This is a genomic window from Bacillus sp. DC4300-2b2 (genome assembly GCF_049895685.1).
Lineage (GTDB): Bacteria > Bacillota > Bacilli > Bacillales > Bacillaceae > Bacillus > Bacillus safensis.
In genome coordinates, this window is record NZ_JAFCSW010000001.1 from 735,255 (window position 1) to 754,044 (window position 18,790).

Annotated in this window: 21 protein-coding genes; 4 read left to right on the plus strand and 17 right to left on the minus strand. The window is 42.9% G+C overall.

Annotated features, from left to right (window positions below; genetic code table 11):
- Positions 1-3: 3 nt before the first annotated feature.
- Both ACP69X_RS03800 and ribD read left to right on the plus strand, forming a co-directional pair.
- Positions 4-765: a GTP cyclohydrolase II gene (locus tag ACP69X_RS03800; protein ID WP_024427515.1), complete on the plus strand. Its 762-nt coding sequence runs from the start codon at positions 4-6 to the stop codon at positions 763-765.
- Positions 752-1,843 (plus strand): bifunctional diaminohydroxyphosphoribosylaminopyrimidine deaminase/5-amino-6-(5-phosphoribosylamino)uracil reductase RibD, encoded by a 1,092-nt coding sequence (ribD, locus tag ACP69X_RS03805; RefSeq protein WP_073978799.1) that lies wholly within the window; start codon positions 752-754, stop codon positions 1,841-1,843. Before ACP69X_RS03800 ends, ribD begins: the two co-directional genes overlap by 14 nt.
- A gap of 44 nt (positions 1,844-1,887) precedes the next feature.
- Here the strand turns inward: ribD and ACP69X_RS03810 are convergent, their stop codons facing one another.
- The 7 genes from ACP69X_RS03810 to ACP69X_RS03840 form a co-directional block, all read right to left on the minus strand.
- Positions 1,888-2,256 carry a VOC family protein gene (locus ACP69X_RS03810; RefSeq protein ID WP_041087595.1) on the minus strand — a complete coding sequence of 123 codons (369 nt, stop codon included), beginning with the start codon at positions 2,254-2,256 and terminating at the stop codon, positions 1,888-1,890.
- A 302-nt stretch (positions 2,257-2,558) separates the two neighbouring features.
- Entirely contained in the window at positions 2,559-3,407 is an 849-nt protein-coding gene (locus tag ACP69X_RS03815) for a polysaccharide deacetylase family protein (RefSeq protein ID WP_426052436.1), read from the minus strand.
- A 65-nt stretch (positions 3,408-3,472) separates the two neighbouring features.
- Entirely contained in the window at positions 3,473-3,802 is a 330-nt protein-coding gene (locus tag ACP69X_RS03820) for a PTS lactose/cellobiose transporter subunit IIA (RefSeq protein ID WP_024423898.1), read from the minus strand.
- Between the two features lie 19 nt (positions 3,803-3,821).
- Positions 3,822-4,145, minus strand: coding sequence for a PTS sugar transporter subunit IIB (locus tag ACP69X_RS03825; RefSeq protein ID WP_024423899.1), 324 nt, complete (start codon positions 4,143-4,145; stop codon positions 3,822-3,824).
- 12 nt (positions 4,146-4,157) lie between these two features.
- Positions 4,158-5,591 (minus strand): glycoside hydrolase family 1 protein, encoded by a 1,434-nt coding sequence (locus tag ACP69X_RS03830; RefSeq protein WP_426052437.1) that lies wholly within the window; start codon positions 5,589-5,591, stop codon positions 4,158-4,160.
- Between the two features lie 31 nt (positions 5,592-5,622).
- Positions 5,623-6,933 (minus strand): PTS sugar transporter subunit IIC, encoded by a 1,311-nt coding sequence (locus tag ACP69X_RS03835; RefSeq protein WP_426052438.1) that lies wholly within the window; start codon positions 6,931-6,933, stop codon positions 5,623-5,625.
- Positions 6,934-7,022: 89 nt separating this feature from the next.
- Positions 7,023-8,981, minus strand: coding sequence for a BglG family transcription antiterminator (locus ACP69X_RS03840; RefSeq protein WP_426052439.1), 1,959 nt, complete (start codon positions 8,979-8,981; stop codon positions 7,023-7,025).
- Positions 8,982-9,117: 136 nt separating this feature from the next.
- Here ACP69X_RS03840 and ACP69X_RS03845 point away from each other — a divergent pair, with 136 nt between their 5' ends.
- Positions 9,118-9,333: a hypothetical protein gene (locus ACP69X_RS03845; protein ID WP_231120168.1), complete on the plus strand. Its 216-nt coding sequence runs from the start codon at positions 9,118-9,120 to the stop codon at positions 9,331-9,333.
- 48 nt (positions 9,334-9,381) lie between these two features.
- Here the strand turns inward: ACP69X_RS03845 and ACP69X_RS03850 are convergent, their stop codons facing one another.
- From ACP69X_RS03850 to ACP69X_RS03875, 6 genes are all read right to left on the minus strand, one after another.
- Positions 9,382-9,807, minus strand: a complete 426-nt coding sequence (locus tag ACP69X_RS03850) for a YwqH-like family protein (protein ID WP_041087582.1) — start codon at positions 9,805-9,807, stop codon at positions 9,382-9,384.
- A 286-nt stretch (positions 9,808-10,093) separates the two neighbouring features.
- Positions 10,094-10,357, minus strand: coding sequence for a YwqI/YxiC family protein (locus ACP69X_RS03855; RefSeq protein ID WP_041087580.1), 264 nt, complete (start codon positions 10,355-10,357; stop codon positions 10,094-10,096).
- Between the two features lie 37 nt (positions 10,358-10,394).
- On the minus strand, positions 10,395-10,820 hold the full coding sequence (locus ACP69X_RS03860; RefSeq protein WP_426052440.1) for a YwqH-like family protein: 426 nt from the start codon (positions 10,818-10,820) through the stop codon (positions 10,395-10,397).
- Between the two features lie 294 nt (positions 10,821-11,114).
- The gene (nhaC, locus tag ACP69X_RS03865; RefSeq protein ID WP_041087576.1) at positions 11,115-12,521 is read right to left on the minus strand and encodes a Na+/H+ antiporter NhaC; all 1,407 of its coding nucleotides are present in this window, start codon (positions 12,519-12,521) and stop codon (positions 11,115-11,117) included.
- A gap of 144 nt (positions 12,522-12,665) precedes the next feature.
- Positions 12,666-14,087 (minus strand): aspartate ammonia-lyase, encoded by a 1,422-nt coding sequence (gene aspA / locus ACP69X_RS03870; protein ID WP_041087575.1) that lies wholly within the window; start codon positions 14,085-14,087, stop codon positions 12,666-12,668.
- A 28-nt stretch (positions 14,088-14,115) separates the two neighbouring features.
- On the minus strand, positions 14,116-15,105 hold the full coding sequence (locus ACP69X_RS03875; protein ID WP_041087573.1) for an asparaginase: 990 nt from the start codon (positions 15,103-15,105) through the stop codon (positions 14,116-14,118).
- Between the two features lie 205 nt (positions 15,106-15,310).
- On the opposite strand from ACP69X_RS03875, the gene ACP69X_RS03880 reads away from it, so the two are divergent.
- Positions 15,311-15,658, plus strand: coding sequence for a helix-turn-helix domain-containing protein (locus tag ACP69X_RS03880; RefSeq protein ID WP_039182556.1), 348 nt, complete (start codon positions 15,311-15,313; stop codon positions 15,656-15,658).
- A 54-nt stretch (positions 15,659-15,712) separates the two neighbouring features.
- Here ACP69X_RS03880 and ACP69X_RS03885 read toward each other — a convergent pair whose 3' ends face one another.
- From ACP69X_RS03885 to ACP69X_RS03900, 4 genes are all read right to left on the minus strand, one after another.
- Positions 15,713-16,177, minus strand: a complete 465-nt coding sequence (locus ACP69X_RS03885) for a helix-turn-helix domain-containing protein (protein WP_041087570.1) — start codon at positions 16,175-16,177, stop codon at positions 15,713-15,715.
- 92 nt (positions 16,178-16,269) lie between these two features.
- On the minus strand, positions 16,270-16,797 hold the full coding sequence (locus ACP69X_RS03890; protein ID WP_041087568.1) for a YfjD family protein: 528 nt from the start codon (positions 16,795-16,797) through the stop codon (positions 16,270-16,272).
- 21 nt (positions 16,798-16,818) lie between these two features.
- Positions 16,819-17,577 (minus strand): hypothetical protein, encoded by a 759-nt coding sequence (locus ACP69X_RS03895; RefSeq protein ID WP_041087566.1) that lies wholly within the window; start codon positions 17,575-17,577, stop codon positions 16,819-16,821.
- A 12-nt stretch (positions 17,578-17,589) separates the two neighbouring features.
- Positions 17,590-18,786, minus strand: coding sequence for a DUF6861 domain-containing protein (locus ACP69X_RS03900; protein WP_041088592.1), 1,197 nt, complete (start codon positions 18,784-18,786; stop codon positions 17,590-17,592).
- Between the last annotated feature and the right edge of the window lie 4 nt (positions 18,787-18,790).

Here is an 18,790-nt window from a genome sequence, read left to right on the forward strand (position 1 = left end):
AATATGGACAAACACACAGAGCTTAAAACAGCCATATTAAAAGATAAAATCAAACGAGTACAGCAAGAAGACGGGTATATCTATATCACTGGACCCATTAAACTGCCAGTGAATTTAGACGGCAGAACCGTGATGTTTAACTGGTATTCATGGTTAAAAGACGATGGAAAAGAGCCACTGTCAGATGAAGCTTTAATTGAAAGCCTTTCGTCCCGCCAGCTGGCTGATCATCAGCAGTCAAGCGTTCTTGTGTATGGGGATTTCGAGCACGCTGACGAAGCTCTTATCCGTATGCATTCCATTTGCCACACTGGCGATATTTTCGGAAGCAAGCGCTGCGACTGTGGATTCCAATTGAAGCAGTCTATGCGAATGATTGAGGACAATGGAGCAGGAGCCCTGTTTTACTTAGCCAATCATGAAGGCCGCGGCATTGGTCTTTTCAGTAAAGCCATGGCTTATATTCTTCAAGAAAACGGCTATGATACAGTAGAAGCGAATGAAGCACTTGGTTTTGAAGATGACACACGTCAATACGAAGAAGCCATTGCCGTTCTTCAAACACTTCGTACAAAGCCGGTCAGACTCATTACCAATAACCCGAAAAAGACAGATGCGATCAGCCATGCAGGTTTATCTCTTTCTGGACGCATTCCGCTTTGGGGAGATGTCTCTGAATTTAACGAGAAATACTTGCAGACAAAAATCAACCGCTCAGGTCACATGAAGGCGGAGCAAGAGGTGCGTACGATTGCCACATCATGAGCGATATATGAAGCTAGCCCTTGATAATGCACGGGCAATGAAAGGTCAGACATCTCCGAATCCGCTCGTTGGGGCTGTGATTGTGCGAGAGAATGAGATTGTTGGAGTCGGCGCTCATATGAAAGCCGGTGAACCGCATGCTGAAATTCATGCACTCAACATGGCTGGAGACAAGGCAAAAGGAGCCACGATTTATGTGACCCTTGAGCCTTGTTCCCACCATGGGCGCACAGGCCCTTGTGCCGAAGCACTTGTGAAAGCCGGCGTCGAAACCGTTGTCGTCGCAGCTCTTGATCCGAATCCACTTGTCGCTGGCCGCGGGATTGCCATTTTACAAGACGCGGGCATCCAAGTTATCACGGGCGTACTTGAACAGGAATCCATTTTGATGAATGAAGTATTTAATCACTTTATTACGAAAAAAACACCTTTCGTGACGCTCAAAGCGGGCATTACCTTAGATGGGAAAATCGCCTCTGCCACGTCTGACAGCAAGTGGATTACATCTGAGACATCCCGTTATGATGCTCACCATATCCGCAGTATCAATGATGCGATTTTGGTCGGTGCTCAAACTGTCATTCACGATGATCCTTCATTAACTGCGCGGATTCCAAATGGAAACAATCCGATTCGAATTGTCTTAGACTCTAAGCTGTCTACACCACTGACAGCAAAGATCGTCACAGATCAGATGGCACCTACATGGATTTTTACAACAAAGCAAGCCGATGAGGAAAAACGAGCGGCTTTAGAAGAAGCTGGCGTCCGTGTCTTTATGACAAACAGCGACACGCGGGTGCCACTCCAAGAAGTACTTCAAGTGCTTGGAGAAAAAAATATCTCCTCTCTCATGATTGAAGGCGGCGGCCAGATTAACGCCTCATTCTTAGAACAGCAGCTTGTAGATAAATTGGTCATCTATATGGCGCCTAAGCTCATTGGCGGACGACTCTCCCCTTCCTTTTTCGGGGGCGAGGGCATACGACTCATGAGTGATGCCATTGAACTGGATCAACTCGCCGTGGAACCACTCGGGAAAGATATCAAAATGACGGGCTATCCCGTTTATCAATAACAAATAGGCTGTCGAGATTTCCTCGACAGCCTTATTTTTGTCTTCTAGTCTCTTCTCTCTAAAAACTCAATTCGATTCCCAAATGGATCTTCTACATAAAACCGATTGGCTCCCTCCAATGGCTCATCTTCTTTTATACTAATCTGATGCTTCAATAATACCTCTTTTAATTCCGATAGGCTCTTTACAAGAAAAGCTGGATGAGCTTTCTTTGCAGCTTGAAAATGTTCCTGAATGCCAATGTGAAGCTGATGATGACCGCATTGGAACCAGACTCCTCCACGTTTAGCTAAATTACTAGGCTTAGGTATTTCTTTCATCCCTAAAATTTCGCCAAAAAACAAACGAGCTTCCTCTTCACCGCCTTTTGGGGCAGCTAGTTGAACATGGTCGATTCCAAAAAAGTTTGACATATTTCCCTCTCCCTTTCTGTTCTCAATTGGTTTTTCAATGTAGTGTTTCTTCAGTTTTTATGATGCTGAACAAATTTGATTGTTACTTCATTGGTGGGTTTGATACTTGGTGACTTTCTTTGAGGTGTTTCATACGATGTATGGTTTGAATGACAATGCGGTATTTTTTCAAAAACAGAACTCCCATGGTATGAAAGTTCTGTCCATCTAATTGTCTCTTGTCATGACATTTGAAACCAAGATATATCATGATTCATTTTGATGAAACTTGTCGTAAAATGTTTCATGTGAAACATTGATCGTTACTTCCCTTCGACCAGCCTGCCAAAGCTTTCTGGTGAAAGCCCCGGTGAAATGCGGACGCGGTGCAAGGACATCATGCCTTGTTCCTTCTTTGCATGTCCTGGTTCAGTGGTGACAGCCATTTGGTATCCGGCTTCCTTCGCCAACTTCAACGTCTCTTCATTATAGCGCCCGACAGGATAGCTGACCATTCTCGTACGCTGAGAAAATCGCTGATCGAAGAATGTCTTTGATCCTTTTAACTCCTCTTCCTGCTGCTGCTTTGATAATCGATTGAGCTCTAAATGATGAATCGTATGACTCTCAATCGAGATCCCATGTGCCATCATCTCATCCATTTGCTCATCCGATAAGTGATTTGGACGGCCAATGGATTGCTCAATCATGAAAATTGTTGCTTTCATTCCATACTGCTTTAAAATCGGAAATGCCTTTGTATAGTTATCCGTATATCCATCATCAAATGTAATGAGGACACTCTTCTTACTTGGCATCGAATTTGTTATGAAAACGCGGTACGCCTCTTCTGGCGACAGTGTGACATAATCGTTGTCCTTCAACCATTTCATATGAGCTGCAAATTCGCTCTTTGGCACACGTAACGAGTTACCGCTTGAGATACTGTGATACATCAAAATCGGAAGCTCGACCGGCTCCTTTTGCTTCATCCAGTTTTGTGTCGCTATCACTGCTGGTTCTTTTTTCTGCTGAATGTCTTTTGTTTGTAATGGACCCTTTTCCTCTTTGACGGCTTGCTGATTTCCTTCTGTTTGCTGTTTCGTACCCATACAGCCCGAAATGAGCAGCATGACTAGACCAACTGCAAGCCATATACATGTTTTCTTCATTCACCAATCCTGCTTTCTCTATATCTACCGAATGATTATAACAGAAATTGGTTATTCATTGACATCTATTTTGACAGGGTATTCATTTTTTTACACATTTCGATCATTTCGATGGCGAGCAGATGAATGGTCTCTGTTGTGAGCATTTGATCTTCTGCGTGTATCAGCAGTAAAGAAAACGGAAGCTGTTCACCTGCCGCTTCTTTTTGAATCAGCGACAGATGCAGGTTGTGGATGCTTCGAAACGCTTCCTCTCCTTTTTCGATCAACTGCTGCGCTTTTTCAAAATCATCAGCTCTTGCTAGACGAATCGCTTCTACATAATGACTTCTTGCCTCGCCTGCATGGGCAATGATTTGAAAGGCTGCTCCCTGCATTTCCTCTAATACCGTCATCTGCTTCTCCTCCAATTATTCAAGATTCATTTGCTAGTTTCAGTGCATGCTCTAGAATTTTTTCTCCGTTTGCTGTTCCGTATAATCTTACATTGACGACATCGACAGGGATTTGATAGGGTGCCGCTGTTTTTTCTGCTGCTTTTTTCATAAAGCTTACTTGCGGTCCAAGTAAAATCGCCTGTACATCCTCTCCATGCTCTTCTAGTTCATCCGCAATGGCTCCTTCAGGTATAGCATAAATATAGTAATCCAGCCCTTTAGCTTCTGCAGCAGCCTTCATTTTCGACACCACAATGGACGTCGACATTCCTGCTGCACAAGCGAGAATGATTCGTTTCATATCCCATCACTCCTATTGATAAATGACTTCTGTTTCAACCTGCAGTTCCCTTGTTTTGATTAATGTCTGGTACCAATACGCAGATGCTTTCAGCTGACGATTTCGTTCATTCTCCAGCTGGATTTCGACTAAGCCGTAGCGGTTTTTAAAGGCATTCATCGGTGAGACATTGTCTGTAAATGCCCAAAGCATATAGCCTGTGCAATTTGATCCTTCTGCTTTCGCTTGAAGTGCCCGCTTCAAATGCTGGCTGATAAATGAAATACGATACTGATCATCAATGATGCCGTCTTCTGTTTTAAACCGTTCTTCCTTTTCTACACCCATGCCGTTTTCGGCCACAAACCACTCAATATTTCCGTATTCCTCTTTTATCCTCATCCCCATATCATAGACAATCTTCGGGTAGATTTCCCAGCCTCTGAAAGGATTCATTTTTCTCCCTGGAAGCTCAAACATATCGTAATAATAGGATGGATGAAAAGGAGTCCCTTTGTTCCAGGCCTTACTCGGCGCCTTGACACGATGCGGATAGTACAAGTTGAGCCCGACGACATCCACCGTATGATTCTTGATGATCTGAAGCTCTTCCTCTGTGGAATCGAAAAGAATATCATGCTTTTTCAACACATCGATCAGTTCCTTTGGATACTCCCCTTTGATGGAAGGATCTAAGAACACTCGATTAAAAAACAAGTCATACATACGTGCCGCTTCTTGGTCATGCGGAGCAGACGATCTTGCATACGTCACTTCTGGATTGAGAATCACGCCGATTTTGGCTCCTGTCGATTCCTTCAAACCCATCTCCTGAAACAGCTTCACCACTTTTGCTGTTGCCAGAGCTTTATGATAGTTCCACTGCACCCATTTCTTCGTATTTTGCTCAAACGGATATCGTATCGCATCTAGATAAACACGTGTCTGAACAACAATCGGTTCATTAAAACTAAACCAATGCTTGACCCGGTCTCCGTAGCGCTCAAACACTTTTTCTGCATAGAGAACAAACAGATCGACGACATGCTTTGATGACCATCCGCCGTACTTCTCAAGCAAAACGGCAGGAAGCTCATAATGCTCTAAGCAAAACATCGGTTCTACACCTGCTGCGATTAATTCATTGATCAGATCATCAATGTAACGAGCGTAGGCCTCATCCACTATCCCATTCTCGTAATCTATGAGAAATCTCGACCAATTGATCGATGTCCTATAATGTGTCAGCCCAATCTCTTTCATTAAGGCTACATCCTCAGGATAGCGCTCGTAAAAGTTCGTCGCACCGGCCGGCCCATAGCCTTTGTGCCACACGTGATACCCTTCCTTATACCATAAATCGATGTACGAGTCCTGATGCGCCCGCTTTCCCTTCCAGCCCTCCGTCTGCCATGCAGAAGCCGCAGCACCTAGGATAAAATCTCTTGGAATCTCAATGCTGTTCATGTCTCCGCCTCCCTTTTCTTCGTCTAAATGTTTATTCTGATTCTGGTGCTGCTTCTGGCTTGCGGTTAGACAAGAGAACAAACGGTAAATAGATGAAAACAGCAACCACAATGCAGATAAGCTGTGTGATGACGGCTCCCATGCTGCCAGCAGTGGACAGCCATGCATTCACAAGCGGCGGTGTCGTCCACGGCACCATCACGACCGCTTTTCCAGCGAATCCTGTAGCCGTCGCAATATAACCAATCGTACCTGTCACAAGCGGTGTGACGATAAATGGGATCGCCATCACAGGGTTTAGCATCACAGGTAATCCAAAAATAACAGGTTCATTGATGTTGAACAGTCCGGGTCCTGATGAGAGCTTGGCAATGCTTCGCATCTCTTCCCTTCTCCCAGCAATAAAAATCGCAATCAAAAGACCAATGGTCACACCTGAACCGCCGATGCTCATATACACATCCCAAAACGGCATCGTGATAATATTCGGGATCTCTTTTCCCTCTTGAAATGCTGTCATATTCACTGCAATCGATCCTAATAAGAGCGGCTCCCGGATCGGCTTAATCATCTGGTTGCCATGAATGCCGATCACCCAGAAAAATTGCGCCACAAACATTAACGTTAAAATCCCAGGAAGCCCCTGTACAACACTTTCTAGCGGACGCTGCACCACGTTATACACTGCTTCATGCAAATAAATGCCTGTCAAACGATGAAATGCAAAGCCGAATGAACTAATGATCGTAATTGTAATGATCGATGGGAAAAGTGATGAAAAAGATGTCGCCACATTCGACGGAACCGAATCCGGCATCTTGATTTGAAGCCATTTCACCTTGGTCAGCTTACAAAAAATTTCCACAGATACGATCGCAATGATCATCCCTAAAAATAAGCTTTTTGGATCGGAAAATTGTCTTGCCAACACGTCTACAACCTCACGCATCGATCCATCGACTTCAAGAAGAAGTGTCGTTGGAATAACAGATATAAATGAAATCAATGCCATCAACCCTGGGAACAGAGATTTGTGCCCGTTTATTTTCCCAAGCTCAATCCCAATGAGGAACACAGCCCCAATGGTTAAAAAGTTCAGCGTGGCATAATTGATTGCCTTCATAATAGGCTGAAGCTCTGCTAAAAACCTGAATATCTCAAAATGAGCAAGCCCTGTTTCAGGGCTCATGATCATATTCGCCACCAGTACAGCAAAAGCTCCTGTAATGATGATCGGCATCAGTGTGACAAATGCCTGTTTAATCGCCATAATATATTTCTGGTTAGTGATGCGATAAGCCACATGCCCCATGACATCTGCCGCTTTCTCCTTGAAGCTCATGATCCGTCTCCCCCTTTGCACAAACTCGTGATCATCCTCCTTTTTGATGTTATTTTAAAAGCGCTTTCATTAACATCTAATCTTTTTCCTCACAGATGCGGAAATGGGTGTCTCGTTTTTTCATTTGGCTGCTCCAATACTTGAAGTGCTGCTGTCAGTTCTTCAAATGAAGAGGCTTTGATGAGCTGTTCCACCACTTCCTTCCGTTCTGTCAGCCGCACAAGAAATTGATAAAGCGACTGTAATTCTTTCTGATACGTCTTCTGGATGCTTAACAAGCAAACGACTTGTACTCGATCTTCTCCCCACAGCACCGGCTTTTTCAACGTACAGATTGCACAAAACGTGTCATCCGTTGCCGGCTTAATTGGATGAGGAATTGCAACCAAATGACCGAAAGATGTGGGTGACACTTGTTCTCTTTCTAGCAATAATTGTTCAAAATCGTCTGAGATTCGATGCTGCTCCTTTAACACGTTCACGAAGAATTGAAGAACCTCTTCCCTTGATTGAAGGTCTTGCTGAAAAAATGTCAGCGCCGGACTCACATACCGTAAAACCCCTGTATCCTGTGAATTTTGCACAAATCGTTTTAGCCGGACAATATCATCGTCACTTAGAATCGTATGTACATCAATTACTGGTACCGGCAATGTATTCTGAAGCGGAATGGTACTAATAATAAAATCAATGCTTCTCAAATCATATGAAGGAAGTTCCCCGACACTTGCAGTTCCAGCGATCTCCAGCCTTCCGCTAAAAGCCGCCGTAAGTTTATGAAGAAGAAGCTGGCTGCTGGCGACACCCGTCGCACACACAATAAGACATGTCTTTCTCACATGCTGTGATTTTGTCCGCTCGATTGCAGCTCCAATATGAAGTGCCAAGTATCCGATTTCATCCTCAGGAATCTCAACACCCTCTTTTTCCTTCAACCACCTGCCCATATAAACACCCGCCTCAAACGCAATGGGATAATGCCTTTTAATGTCTGGTAAATAGGGATTTCGAATATTCATATCGTATCTAAAACGATGAATGGCGGAACGCAAATGAAGACTTAAACCAACGATCAGCTCCTTATCAAACTGAATATCAAGTGACATATGCTCCTCCACATAAGCAAGCAATTGGTGAGTGAAACGAAAATGATCTTCGTCCAGCAGATGAAATAGCGTATGGCCAGCCTCTCCATATGCCATCATCTTTGCCCCCATTAAGTGAATTGCAATGTACGCCATTTCAGATAACGGAAAATCAATCGCTAATACGCGGCGAATATCTTCAGTCATTTGTTGAGCTATTTGGAAAACTGGCTGCACTTGAATTTCTCTCAATTCCGCTTCTGGCATCTGAACCAGCTTTTTTTCTTCTATTCGTTTGCATGCGATGGCAATATGGGTCACTAAATTGCTTAAACCGATTTCTGATAGATGAAGTCCGGTAGTTTTTGTACGTGAACGCACGATGTCCTGAATCAATTGATACGTTTCTTCAGGTAACAATGCAGCATTCGCATGCTCCTGCTGAAACACATGCTCTGCCATACAATATCTTAATTTCATTTCATCGCCTGTCAGACGAAGGCCATATTTAGGCCGATGCGAGATAGAAAGTCCATGCAATGAAAACAAGTGCCTGACAGCTTTCAAATCATTTTTCACTGTAGATTCACTCACAAATAATTCCTCTGCCAATCCCTCTAATTTGATATAGTCTTCTGACAGAAGCAGCCTTTTCAATAGATAAGCCGTACGGTCCTCAGGCTGATTAGGAATGAACTGTTCCTTTTTCTCATTTCTTTCTCTCAGTGACTTTTTCAAAAATGTACGAAATGCCCCGTAATCTTCAACGTTCAATGTATACCCTGCCCCGCGTTTAATATGCAGTGCGGCACCATGTTCTTCTAAGATCATTTTAAGCGCTTTCATATCTGTTCGAATAGTTCGGGATGTGACTCCGATCACACGGGCAAGTTCTTCACTTGTCAGTTCCTGCTCCGCTTGCATCAATCGTTTCAGAAGCTCCTCCTGACGTAGAGATAGCATGGGCTCTCCTCCCTTGGCATTTACTTTTGCCTATCATCATAAACGAAAATAGAACTCTTTGCCCAGTATTTCTTTCAAATCGGGAACCTTGATATGGCTCATTCGTATGAATATGAAACTAGAGGAGGGATGCATTATGGGTACTTTTATGTTTGTTGTCATTATCATATTAGCTTCTTTAGGAGCCATCGGTGCTAACCTGTTCACACCAAAGGATAAACGTGCATCTGCTAAGCGTTCTGCACATCATAGTTCAACGACAAGTACATATACTGATTCGTATACCCATCACGCTTCTGATGCCTCCTGCGGGAGTGATTCAGGTGATAGCGGCGGTGGTGGATGTGACTAAACAAAAAAACAGCCGTCATTTTATGAGACGGCTGTTTCATTTATGGTTTTAAAGAGCTTTCCAGCCCCGTTCAATCAAATGTTTAACATCCTTTGCAAAATCCTCGCCCTTTTCCATCACGTCCTGAGCTCTTCCTGCAAAATTACTGGCAACAGCCAGCTCCATTTTTTTCAATTCAAAGTGCAAGATTTTTTGGTCAATCTCTGTTATATACTTTTCATATTCATTATTAACGATGTCGTGCATCACGCTGTAAGCGTCTTTCCGGTGGCGATGAAAGTCGGTTCCCCTCTCGCCTTTCCATGACGAATCAAGAGCAGGCTTCTTGATTTCTTTGATATCTGACTGGGCAAGATCTTGTTCTGTTCGAATATTGCTTTTGGCTGTCTTTAACCGAGAGATCATTTCGTCAAATTCTGCACGTTTGTTCTCAATTCCCATATGCAGATGGTGCAGCATCTCGGATAAACTCATGTCATCCACCTCTATCTGACCTCATACGAAAGCACGGCGTGAGCGCCTTTGGAAACATCGACTCACTTGATTTTTCCAATCCTGACATTTCTATCGTTCCGCTTTCATTAAGTATAGTATAAGGTGAAAAGCCTCAGGCTTAAATAGGGAAAAGGTGTCCTTTTATCGACGCGCTTGGAAGAAAAAAGGAATAATACAAGGTCTTACACCCCGGATTTTATATGAGTCTTTAATATCATATTTATATTATCTCCGTCGTACCCATAAATAAAAGCGATTGTGCTGATTATTTTGCAGCAATCGCTTCGTCTTGTTCTTTTAATGTTTTCACGTTAGAACGTGTATCCTGAACATTTTTAATTAAGGCTTCTTTAAAGTTTGAGACCATTTCGCTCACTTCTGCTTCACGTGCCGTCCACTTAGTTACAAATTCAAGGCTGTTTTCACCCGCTTTATCTGCTGCTTTTTTCATCGCTATAGCTTCGACTGCTTGGGAGACTTCATCTAGTTTATCCATGACTGTTTGGTAGTTTAACTTAATTTGTCCCATTGTGATATCCTCCAGATTTGTTCAGCATGAATCTTGCTTACAAGCTGCTCCATGCTTTTGAGATCAAGCGTTTTGCGTCCTCTACTGCGTCTTCTCCTTTTTCAGCAAGACGTGCGGCGTCACCAGCTAAGGAACTGGCAAAGGATAACGCAGCTTGTTCTGCTTCTAATGTACTGATTTTGAATTCGATACGGCTCACGTAGCGTGGGTATTTATCGTTCACGATCGTTTGCAGCGCATCATGGGCTTCATTTCGGTCTGATTTGAAATCCTGGCTTCGCTCACCTTTCCAAGAGGTCCCAAGCTTTGGCTGCTTGATTTGCTTTAAATCTGTTTCTGCCGCATCTTGTTCACGTTCAACCTTGCTTTTAGCCTTTTTAAGCCGAGCGATATTCTCTTCAATTTCTGCTTTTTTATTTGAAATGCCACCGTTAAGGGCAGACAGCATATCCGATAAGCTCATATGGGTTCCTCCTCCTGTCAAAAAATAAAAACGCTGCTTAGAGTCCCTCTAAACGAGCGTAAGGTGAATAGCACTTTTTCCAATATTGTTATTATAAGGTTCAAAGACTCATGTTTAAATAGGTATTTACGCCCTTTTTATGGGATAAATATGCTTTCATTCTGGTTTACACTGCCCCTTTCGACCTCTTTTATAGGAGGTCTAAATTCCCGTTCATTTGCTTTATGTCACATATAGTCTCTCGGTCCTAGGACAAATAAAGCCGCCCCGTGCAGGAGCGGCTTTTGCAAAGGCTTATGAAGCTGTTTCTTCTCTTTCCTCTTGATCTTTTACGTACCAAATGAATTTTCCTGTATATCCGTAAATGATCGCAAGACCAATGGCGACAAAGCTCAACCACATAAATGGTAAATAAGAGAATGTCGATACGCCGAGGATCCCTGCCATGTAAATTCCGTTATCTGACCATGGAACCATACCAGACGTCATTGTTCCACCAACCTCAGCGTTCCTAGATAGGACACGTCTGTCTATTTTTAATTTATCATAGCTTTTTTCCATAATTTTTGGTGTGAGGATTAATGAAACATACATCGCACAGCCAAAAATGTTTGCGAAGAACGCCACAACCAGTGTAGATAGGGTGACATTTCCTGCATTATATAATTTCTTCTCGAAAGAAGCGACAATAACTTTTAAAACACCTAGATATTCAAGCACTCCACCAAAACCAAGTCCAAGAATAATCACAACTAAAGATCCAAGCATATTCACAATACCGCCACGATTTAACAGCGTATTTAAGAAATCTACATCAGAATTAATAGAGAAGCCATTGTATGCTGAACCAATCGCGTCTGCTGGATTCATTCCTTGGAAAGCCATGGCCCATATCGATCCTAAAAGAGCACCAATGGCAATAACAGGCAATGAAGGTTTCTTAAATACGAGCAGTAAGACAACCACTACTGCTGGGATAACCATCCAAATGTTGATTGTGAATGTATCATGAAGAGCATTTTTCAAAAATTCCACTTTATCTTGATCAATGTTGCGTCCTCCATACATAAAGCCTGTAACCGTAAACATGATTGCCGTAATGACAAAGGCTGGTATGGATAAAACCATCATTGCTCGAACATGCGCCAGCACGTCCACTTTTGAAAGAGAAGAAGCGAGCACTGTACTATCTGATAGTGGAGATAATTTATCTCCGAAATAAGCACCAGATAGGACGGCCCCTGCAACGATTGGAAGTGGAATACCTAGACCTTCACCAATTGCGATCATCGCAATCCCAGCCGTTCCAACCGTCCCCCAAGAAGTTCCTGTTGCAATGGACATGATTGCACAGATGACAAGTGTAGCTAATAAGAAAATATTAGGATGAATAAACTCTAGACCATAGTAGATGAGCGTAGGAACAACTCCACCTGCAATCCATGTTCCAACAAGTGCACCTACTGCAATTAAGATCAAAATAGCATCTAACCCATTCGATATCCCTTTTGTGATCGCATTTTGGAGATCCTTATAGGAATGCCCTAATCGAATACCTAAAGCAATAACCATAAACCATGAGATAAACAATGCTAACTGAATATCTAATTTGAAGTAAAGAGTAAAAGATAAAACAATTGCTAAAAACAAGCCAAGTACAGACACGACTTCTAAAATAGACGGTAGACGTGGTGATTTCAATGTTGTTTCCTCCCTTTGTGCGTGCGTTAAGCGTTTTCAAATTCCTGTTAAAAAAGTGTGTCAATTCGAAAGAAAGTGAATTGCCTGTTTTTCTCTTTTTCACAGGCAATTCCACATATTAATAAAATAAAATTTTTGATATTATTATCGCTCTAGGAGCTCTGCACCCGCAATGCCAGGCTTTGTCATCTCGTATGGATTTAAGATAATATCAAGTTCTTCTTCCGTTAAAACATCGTACTGCAAGCAAAGATCTCTGATCGATTGACCTGTTAAGATGGCTTCTCTTGCAATTCTAGCTGCTGCTTCATAGCCTAAGTGAGGGTTCACGGCAGTGATCACGCCTGCACTTTTTTCTACATATTCTTTCAAACGTTTTTCATTTGCTTCAATGTCCACTAAGCAATGATCTGTGAATGAGCGGAATCCGTTATTCATTATACTAATAGATTGAAGCAAGTTAAAGACTAAAACAGGCTCCATCACATTTAACTCAAGCTGACCTGCTTCAGAGGCAAGACAGATCGTGTGGTCGTTCCCAATAACCTGGAATGCGATTTGGTTAATGAGCTCTGCCATGACTGGATTGACTTTCCCAGGCATAATGGATGATCCAGGCTGACGGGCTGGCAATGCAATTTCAGCAAGACCTGCACGCGGACCAGATGCCATTAAGCGAAGGTCATTGGCAATCTTAGACATGTTCATCATACATACTTTTAAAGCGGCGGATACTTCTGTGTACGCATCTGTATTTTGCGTTGCATCCACAAGATGCTCTGCGCCTACAAGAGGAAGACCAGATATATCAGCGAGCTTCTTCACAACAATCTCAATATAACGAGGATCTGCGTTTAAGCCCGTCCCAACAGCTGTCGCACCCATATTGACTTCATATAAATGCTGCTTTGATTGGTTGATCCGCTTAATATCACGGCTCAGCACGCGGCTGTAAGCTTCAAATTCCTGTCCCAAACGGATTGGAACAGCATCCTGCAGGTGCGTACGACCCATTTTGATCACATGATCGAATTCTTTTGCTTTCTTTTGAAAGACGTCCTGCATGGCTTGCATTGTTTCAAGCAGAATGTCTAACTGCTTGAGCACAGCAATATGGATCGCCGTTGGGAATGAGTCATTCGTTGATTGCGACATATTCACATGTGTGTTTGGACTTAAATGGATGTATTCACCCTTTTGATGTCCCATGATTTCTAATGCTCTGTTTCCAATCACTTCATTAGCATTCATATTCATGGACGTTCCTGCGCCGCCTTGAATTGGATCGACAATAAAGTACTCGTGAAGCTTGCCTTCAATGACTTCGTCAGACGCTTGAACGATGGCATTTCCAATTCCCTCATATAAACGTCCAACTTCCATATTGGCTTGAGCTGCTGCTTTTTTCACGATGGCAAAGGCTCTGATTAGTTCCTCGTGCATTCGATAGCCTGTAATTGGGAAATTCTCTTTCGCACGAAGGGTTTGAACCCCATAATACACGTCTGCTGGAATTTCTTTTTCACCAAGAAAATCCTTCTCATAGCGATAAGTTGCTTGAACCATCTCTTATGACCTGCTTTCTATAGAATAGTTAAATCACTAAATCTTCTGCGATTGGCGTTTCCATAATCTTTTTGACTTCTCTTGGATCTGTTGTTTTGCCTAGTGCCCACATCAGTTTCGGCACGATAGCTTCTGTATTCATATTTCTTGAACGTGCCACCAATTCTTGATTGATCTTGCGTCCTACCTCATATACACTCATGTCTTCGCCTTCTTCAAGACACTGAGTGGTGATGACAACAGAAATGCCTTCTTCCAGTAATTCGTTGATCTTTTCTAAAAGGTTTCTTCCTTCGAAAGGAATTCCGCCGCTGCCGTAGCTTTCAATGACGACGCCTTTGTACAGGCTTTTGACTGCATCTAAAAACTCAGGCTTCAGGCCTGGGTGCAATTTTAACAGACACACATCTGTGTTCAAGGATGCATCTAATTTAAGCGGTTTCATTGGTGTTCTTTTTACTTTGCTATTGTATTCAATTTGATGGTTTTCAATTGATGCAATATATGGGTAGTTAATGCTTTCAAATGCATCATAGCTTTTCGTTCTTAGTTTGATCGCACGTGTTCCTTGGATGACTCTGCCATCAAACACGACATACACGCCGCCAACACCGTCACATGCAAAGCGAATCGCATCTGTGATGTTTTTCTTCGCATCTGTTTTCTTAAAAGTAATCGGAATTTGTGAACCTGTAATCACGATCGGCTTATCAGGATTTTGCAGCATATAAGACAGCGCTGCTGATGTATAGGCCATTGTATCGGTTCCGTGAGTCACGACAAACCCGTCGTACTGATCATAATTCTCATAAATGGCTGTTGCGATATCAACCCAGTATTCAGGCTGCATATTTGTACTATCTATACTCATTAGGGACTTTGTGTCCATTGTATATTCTGCATTAATTTCATTTAAATAGCTCAAAAGATCCTCAGCTTTAACACCTGGAGCTAAACCATTTTCACTCTCTACAGATGCAATCGTCCCACCAGTCGTTAAAAGCAATAATTTCTTCAACAGGTCCACCTCTTTCGTAAAATTACTCCGTTTGTCACACATATTATAAGCTAGCTTGTGCTATTCTATAATATACGCTTTACGCGTACCTTCATTGCCATTATAGTCACATAACGCGAATTAATCAAGAAATTGTTACGCATAACGCGTACATTCTATGTCAAAATATGATATACTGTTGTTGTAAATAAAGGAGCGTTCATGTATGATACTCGATCGTTTAACCACTCTTAGAAAAAAGAAAAAATGGTCTCTCCAGCATACGGCAGATCGCCTAGGTATCGCCAAAAGCACCTATGCCGGTTACGAATCTGGGTACCGACGACCTTCGCTTGAAGCAGTGAAGCTGCTGGCTGATTTGTATGATACGTCCATTGATTTTTTACTTGGTAGAACGGACGAGCCAGAGATACAACGTAAAATCTCTGATATCAAAATTGAACTGACGGAAGCAAAAGAAGGCACCATTCATGTAGACGGCGTTCCCCTAAATGATGAAGAAATCAAACAGCTTGTTGCCTTTATTCGGGCGAAAAACACTCTAAAAGTATAAACACAGAAAAGAGAGGCACCTATCAAAAAGGTGCCTCTCTTTCCTTTTCCAATCTCAATATGGAGAAGACAGCTGGCTTAATTCCTCTAGCCGCCGCTTCGCTTCTTCTTTATTAAACGAACTATAATAGCGATAATTCTCCTCATCTAAGATGCGGTAATGCTGACTAAGTACATTTTGCTGAAGGCGAAACGTGCCTTTTTTGATAGACGTCCTCCACCAAACCTTTCCGCCAATCGTGCGATCTACTGATAGATGTAATTCATCATGTGCCACAACTTCCAAAATCTCGAGCGGGTCATCCCCTAAAGTCCCTTTCAGAATGTCACTATCCCTGAATAATGCACATACGGCCGCGGATTGCGTCCAGTTGAGACGCAGCCTGTTTTTTTCAACCTGCTGTAAATGCCGTTTCGATAGACCAAGTACCTCCGCCATACGATCCTGCGTATAATCCTTTTCTTTTCGAATTCGTGCCATTTGTTCTGTGACGAGGTCGATTACCATCTCTTTATCCATCTCTCATCACCTCTCCGAAGTCTTTACTGACATCATACACGATTTCTTCGAAAAAGTGGCGTCTCACCCTATAGAATTCTGACAAAAACAGCTTAGTCGGTCTTCTCTTCTCCCTGACCATGCTGCTGTCTCCAATTTTCTTGGGCTGACTGATGTAAATATGGATAGATCTCCTGTTTGACGGTCTGCTCAAATACTTCTTCATCTAAAATGCTGTACGCCGGAATTTTGATCAATTTCCCATCTACTTTCCGAATGAGCACATCCATGAAAAGAAATCCTCTTATACTGTAACGATGCCTGCGCATGTCGATTGATTGAATATCTTGAAAAGGGATCGTTCGCTCCCGATGCATCACAGCCCCATTCTCTCCGCGCTGAATGCGAAAAATCACATTTCCCCTCTTCGTAAAAGCAGGCAAAATCATTAAAAAGGAGATCCAGCCATAGACAATACCTAAAAGTCCGCCTAAAAATAAAAACAATGTATAGTTCGATTCAAATGTAAGAGCTTCTGAAAATAACCAAATACCGATGATACCGAAGCCGCCCGTTGCTAAGAATGCCCATACTCTTAAAAAAGGTCTGCTCCTTACTTCTATTACTTCACTTGGATTCAAGCGTCATTCTCCTTTTCTCCATTAGAATATAGAACGGAACCCGTCTTGATGAGCCGTCTCAATGCGAAATTCATTTTCTTTTATTCCTGATACAAGCCACGATTGGTTCTCACCTGGAATCACAAATATCATGGACTCCACATCAGGCGTATTATTTTTGTCATAGACGACCTTCATGAGGGAATCCATCTTTCCTTTTCTCGTCTGTACATCAGAAACAAATGCCTTCACGAGCTCTTGATTCTCTGCTTGATTCAGAAAGGATGGCCACTCATTTTTTGCTTCGCTTGCTTGCTCTAACAGCATTTCAAATTCCTCTGCCTGGAGGCTGATGACAGGTTCAGGGTGATCATTCATCTGTATGTTGAAAAAGGCTGTCACTTGCTCTTCTGCCTGCTGATCGCCGCTCAGTTTACGAATCTGATGCACTTGTTGATCATAAAGCGTATGATGCGCATATACACCCGCCTGAGTTGTGTGAAAGGAGGTGCTGACTTCTTCGTCTAAATCTCCAAATCTAGACGCCTTGACGGTGTAAGAGGCATCATTCATCGCCTGGATGAAATGACGGTATTCCGCTTTATAACGGTATTGTCTGTTTCGAAATTCCAGTACACCTTTTGCGAGCAAAGAACGGCACGCAATTTCAAATAAAAACCCAAGGCGCTCGTCCTCAACATCAGGATAATACGCTTCCTTTAAGGACATGCCTTGTTCAAAATAGCCTTCACTGTAAAAACTAAAGATGAGCTCCTCAATACTTAGACTTAGCTGATCCAACTTGATCTCTCCTTATCCAAAAGAAAATGCACCTTTAAAGAAATCGCCTGCACCCTTTATGAGCGAATCTGCGGTTTCTTTTGTTTTTTCTATCCCTTTATGTATCACCTGATTCGCCTGATCAATGGTATCATTGACTGCTTTCACACCTTGACCCGCCAGTTCGAATGCTTTTTTCCCGTTATCCACGACCGCATGAATCGGGTCCTTTAATTTCACTGCCATCTGTTCAGCAAAACCGGATGTCAGCTTGGCGACTTTTTCTCCAATAAATCCACCTACTGCTGAACCAATGGCTCCGCCAACAACGGTTCCAATCGGACCTGCAAAGCTTCCAAGAGCGCCGCCGACAACGGCACCTGCGACAGAACCGCCAGCGATAAAGACCGTATTGTTCACTGCATTTCCAACAGCCTTTGCATTTTCACGCTTAAGGACTTCTGGCTGATCACCGAATTCTGCATAGTTCTCGGCAATTTTCAATCCACAGCCAACTGTTTCTGTTGCACCAGTGACAACTGTTGCAATGATGGCATTTCCTTTCGCAAACCTTGCACCATTTTTCAGAACAGACTTGATCGCAGCTGTGTCCTTCCAATTAATACTTCCTTTTGTAAAATCACGGACACTGTTTGTGAACGCAACTGTATCGTCAGGATAAAATTTTGTGAATTTCTTATGGACCAAGTCAGCCATCGGCCAGTTCGATCGTTTTAATAATTCTTTTTTACTCAGCCAAATCCTTGCTAACCGGTCAAATCTCGTTCCTTCTACCCGGCTGGTCAGATCAAGCAGCAGCTTTGAATGCTGCGCTGCATATCGGCCATTCTCTTTAATGAAGGTCGTCATCCCAAGCCCGTAATATTTCGCCTGCATCATCACGATACCTGCTAAGCTCGTGAGTGTACCATATTGATCATAGATGCTGTACAATTTCCGCAATATATCATCTGCTTCGACCATTTTATCTGTTGCATGACGAATGGCAATATCATCGCTGCTCAATTTGCTGATTAACGCTTGTCCTGCTCCCCATGCATCCCCGACACCAGAAAAACAGCTTCTATACCGAGGATCGCAGCCTAAAATCAGCCCGTCCAGTTCACTATGTAAATCGCGGTGCTTCGTTTCAATGGCTGACAGCTCGCCTACAAAATCATTCGCCAGCCCTGTCAGCTGATCTGGATCAACCACAATGTCACGTGCCATCACA

What these genes read in the sequence shown, in the direction of transcription:
- aspA (WP_041087575.1), bottom strand. Translation starts at nt 14,087, where the DNA reads ATGGTTCAAGCAACTTATCGCTATGAGAAGGATTTTCTTGGTGAAAAA.
- ACP69X_RS03830 (WP_426052437.1), bottom strand. Translation starts at nt 5,591, where the DNA reads ATGAACAGCATTGAGATTCCAAGAGATTTTATCCTAGGTGCTGCGGCT.
- ACP69X_RS03810 (WP_041087595.1), bottom strand. Translation starts at nt 2,256, where the DNA reads ATGTCAAACTTTTTTGGAATCGACCATGTTCAACTAGCTGCCCCAAAA.
- ACP69X_RS03885 (WP_041087570.1), bottom strand. Translation starts at nt 16,177, where the DNA reads ATGGATAAAGAGATGGTAATCGACCTCGTCACAGAACAAATGGCACGA.
- ACP69X_RS03840 (WP_426052439.1), bottom strand. Translation starts at nt 8,981, where the DNA reads ATGCTATCTCTACGTCAGGAGGAGCTTCTGAAACGATTGATGCAAGCG.
- ACP69X_RS03820 (WP_024423898.1), bottom strand. Translation starts at nt 3,802, where the DNA reads ATGACGGTATTAGAGGAAATGCAGGGAGCAGCCTTTCAAATCATTGCC.
- ACP69X_RS03900 (WP_041088592.1), bottom strand. Translation starts at nt 18,786, where the DNA reads ATGGCACGTGACATTGTGGTTGATCCAGATCAGCTGACAGGGCTGGCG.
- ACP69X_RS03880 (WP_039182556.1), top strand. Translation starts at nt 15,311, where the DNA reads ATGATACTCGATCGTTTAACCACTCTTAGAAAAAAGAAAAAATGGTCT.
- ACP69X_RS03815 (WP_426052436.1), bottom strand. Translation starts at nt 3,407, where the DNA reads ATGAAGAAAACATGTATATGGCTTGCAGTTGGTCTAGTCATGCTGCTC.
- ACP69X_RS03825 (WP_024423899.1), bottom strand. Translation starts at nt 4,145, where the DNA reads ATGAAACGAATCATTCTCGCTTGTGCAGCAGGAATGTCGACGTCCATT.
- ACP69X_RS03860 (WP_426052440.1), bottom strand. Translation starts at nt 10,820, where the DNA reads ATGAGCTTATCGGATATGCTGTCTGCCCTTAACGGTGGCATTTCAAAT.
- ACP69X_RS03855 (WP_041087580.1), bottom strand. Translation starts at nt 10,357, where the DNA reads ATGGGACAAATTAAGTTAAACTACCAAACAGTCATGGATAAACTAGAT.
- ACP69X_RS03800 (WP_024427515.1), top strand. Translation starts at nt 4, where the DNA reads ATGGACAAACACACAGAGCTTAAAACAGCCATATTAAAAGATAAAATC.
- ACP69X_RS03835 (WP_426052438.1), bottom strand. Translation starts at nt 6,933, where the DNA reads ATGAGCTTCAAGGAGAAAGCGGCAGATGTCATGGGGCATGTGGCTTAT.
- ACP69X_RS03850 (WP_041087582.1), bottom strand. Translation starts at nt 9,807, where the DNA reads ATGAGTTTATCCGAGATGCTGCACCATCTGCATATGGGAATTGAGAAC.
- ACP69X_RS03845 (WP_231120168.1), top strand. Translation starts at nt 9,118, where the DNA reads ATGGGTACTTTTATGTTTGTTGTCATTATCATATTAGCTTCTTTAGGA.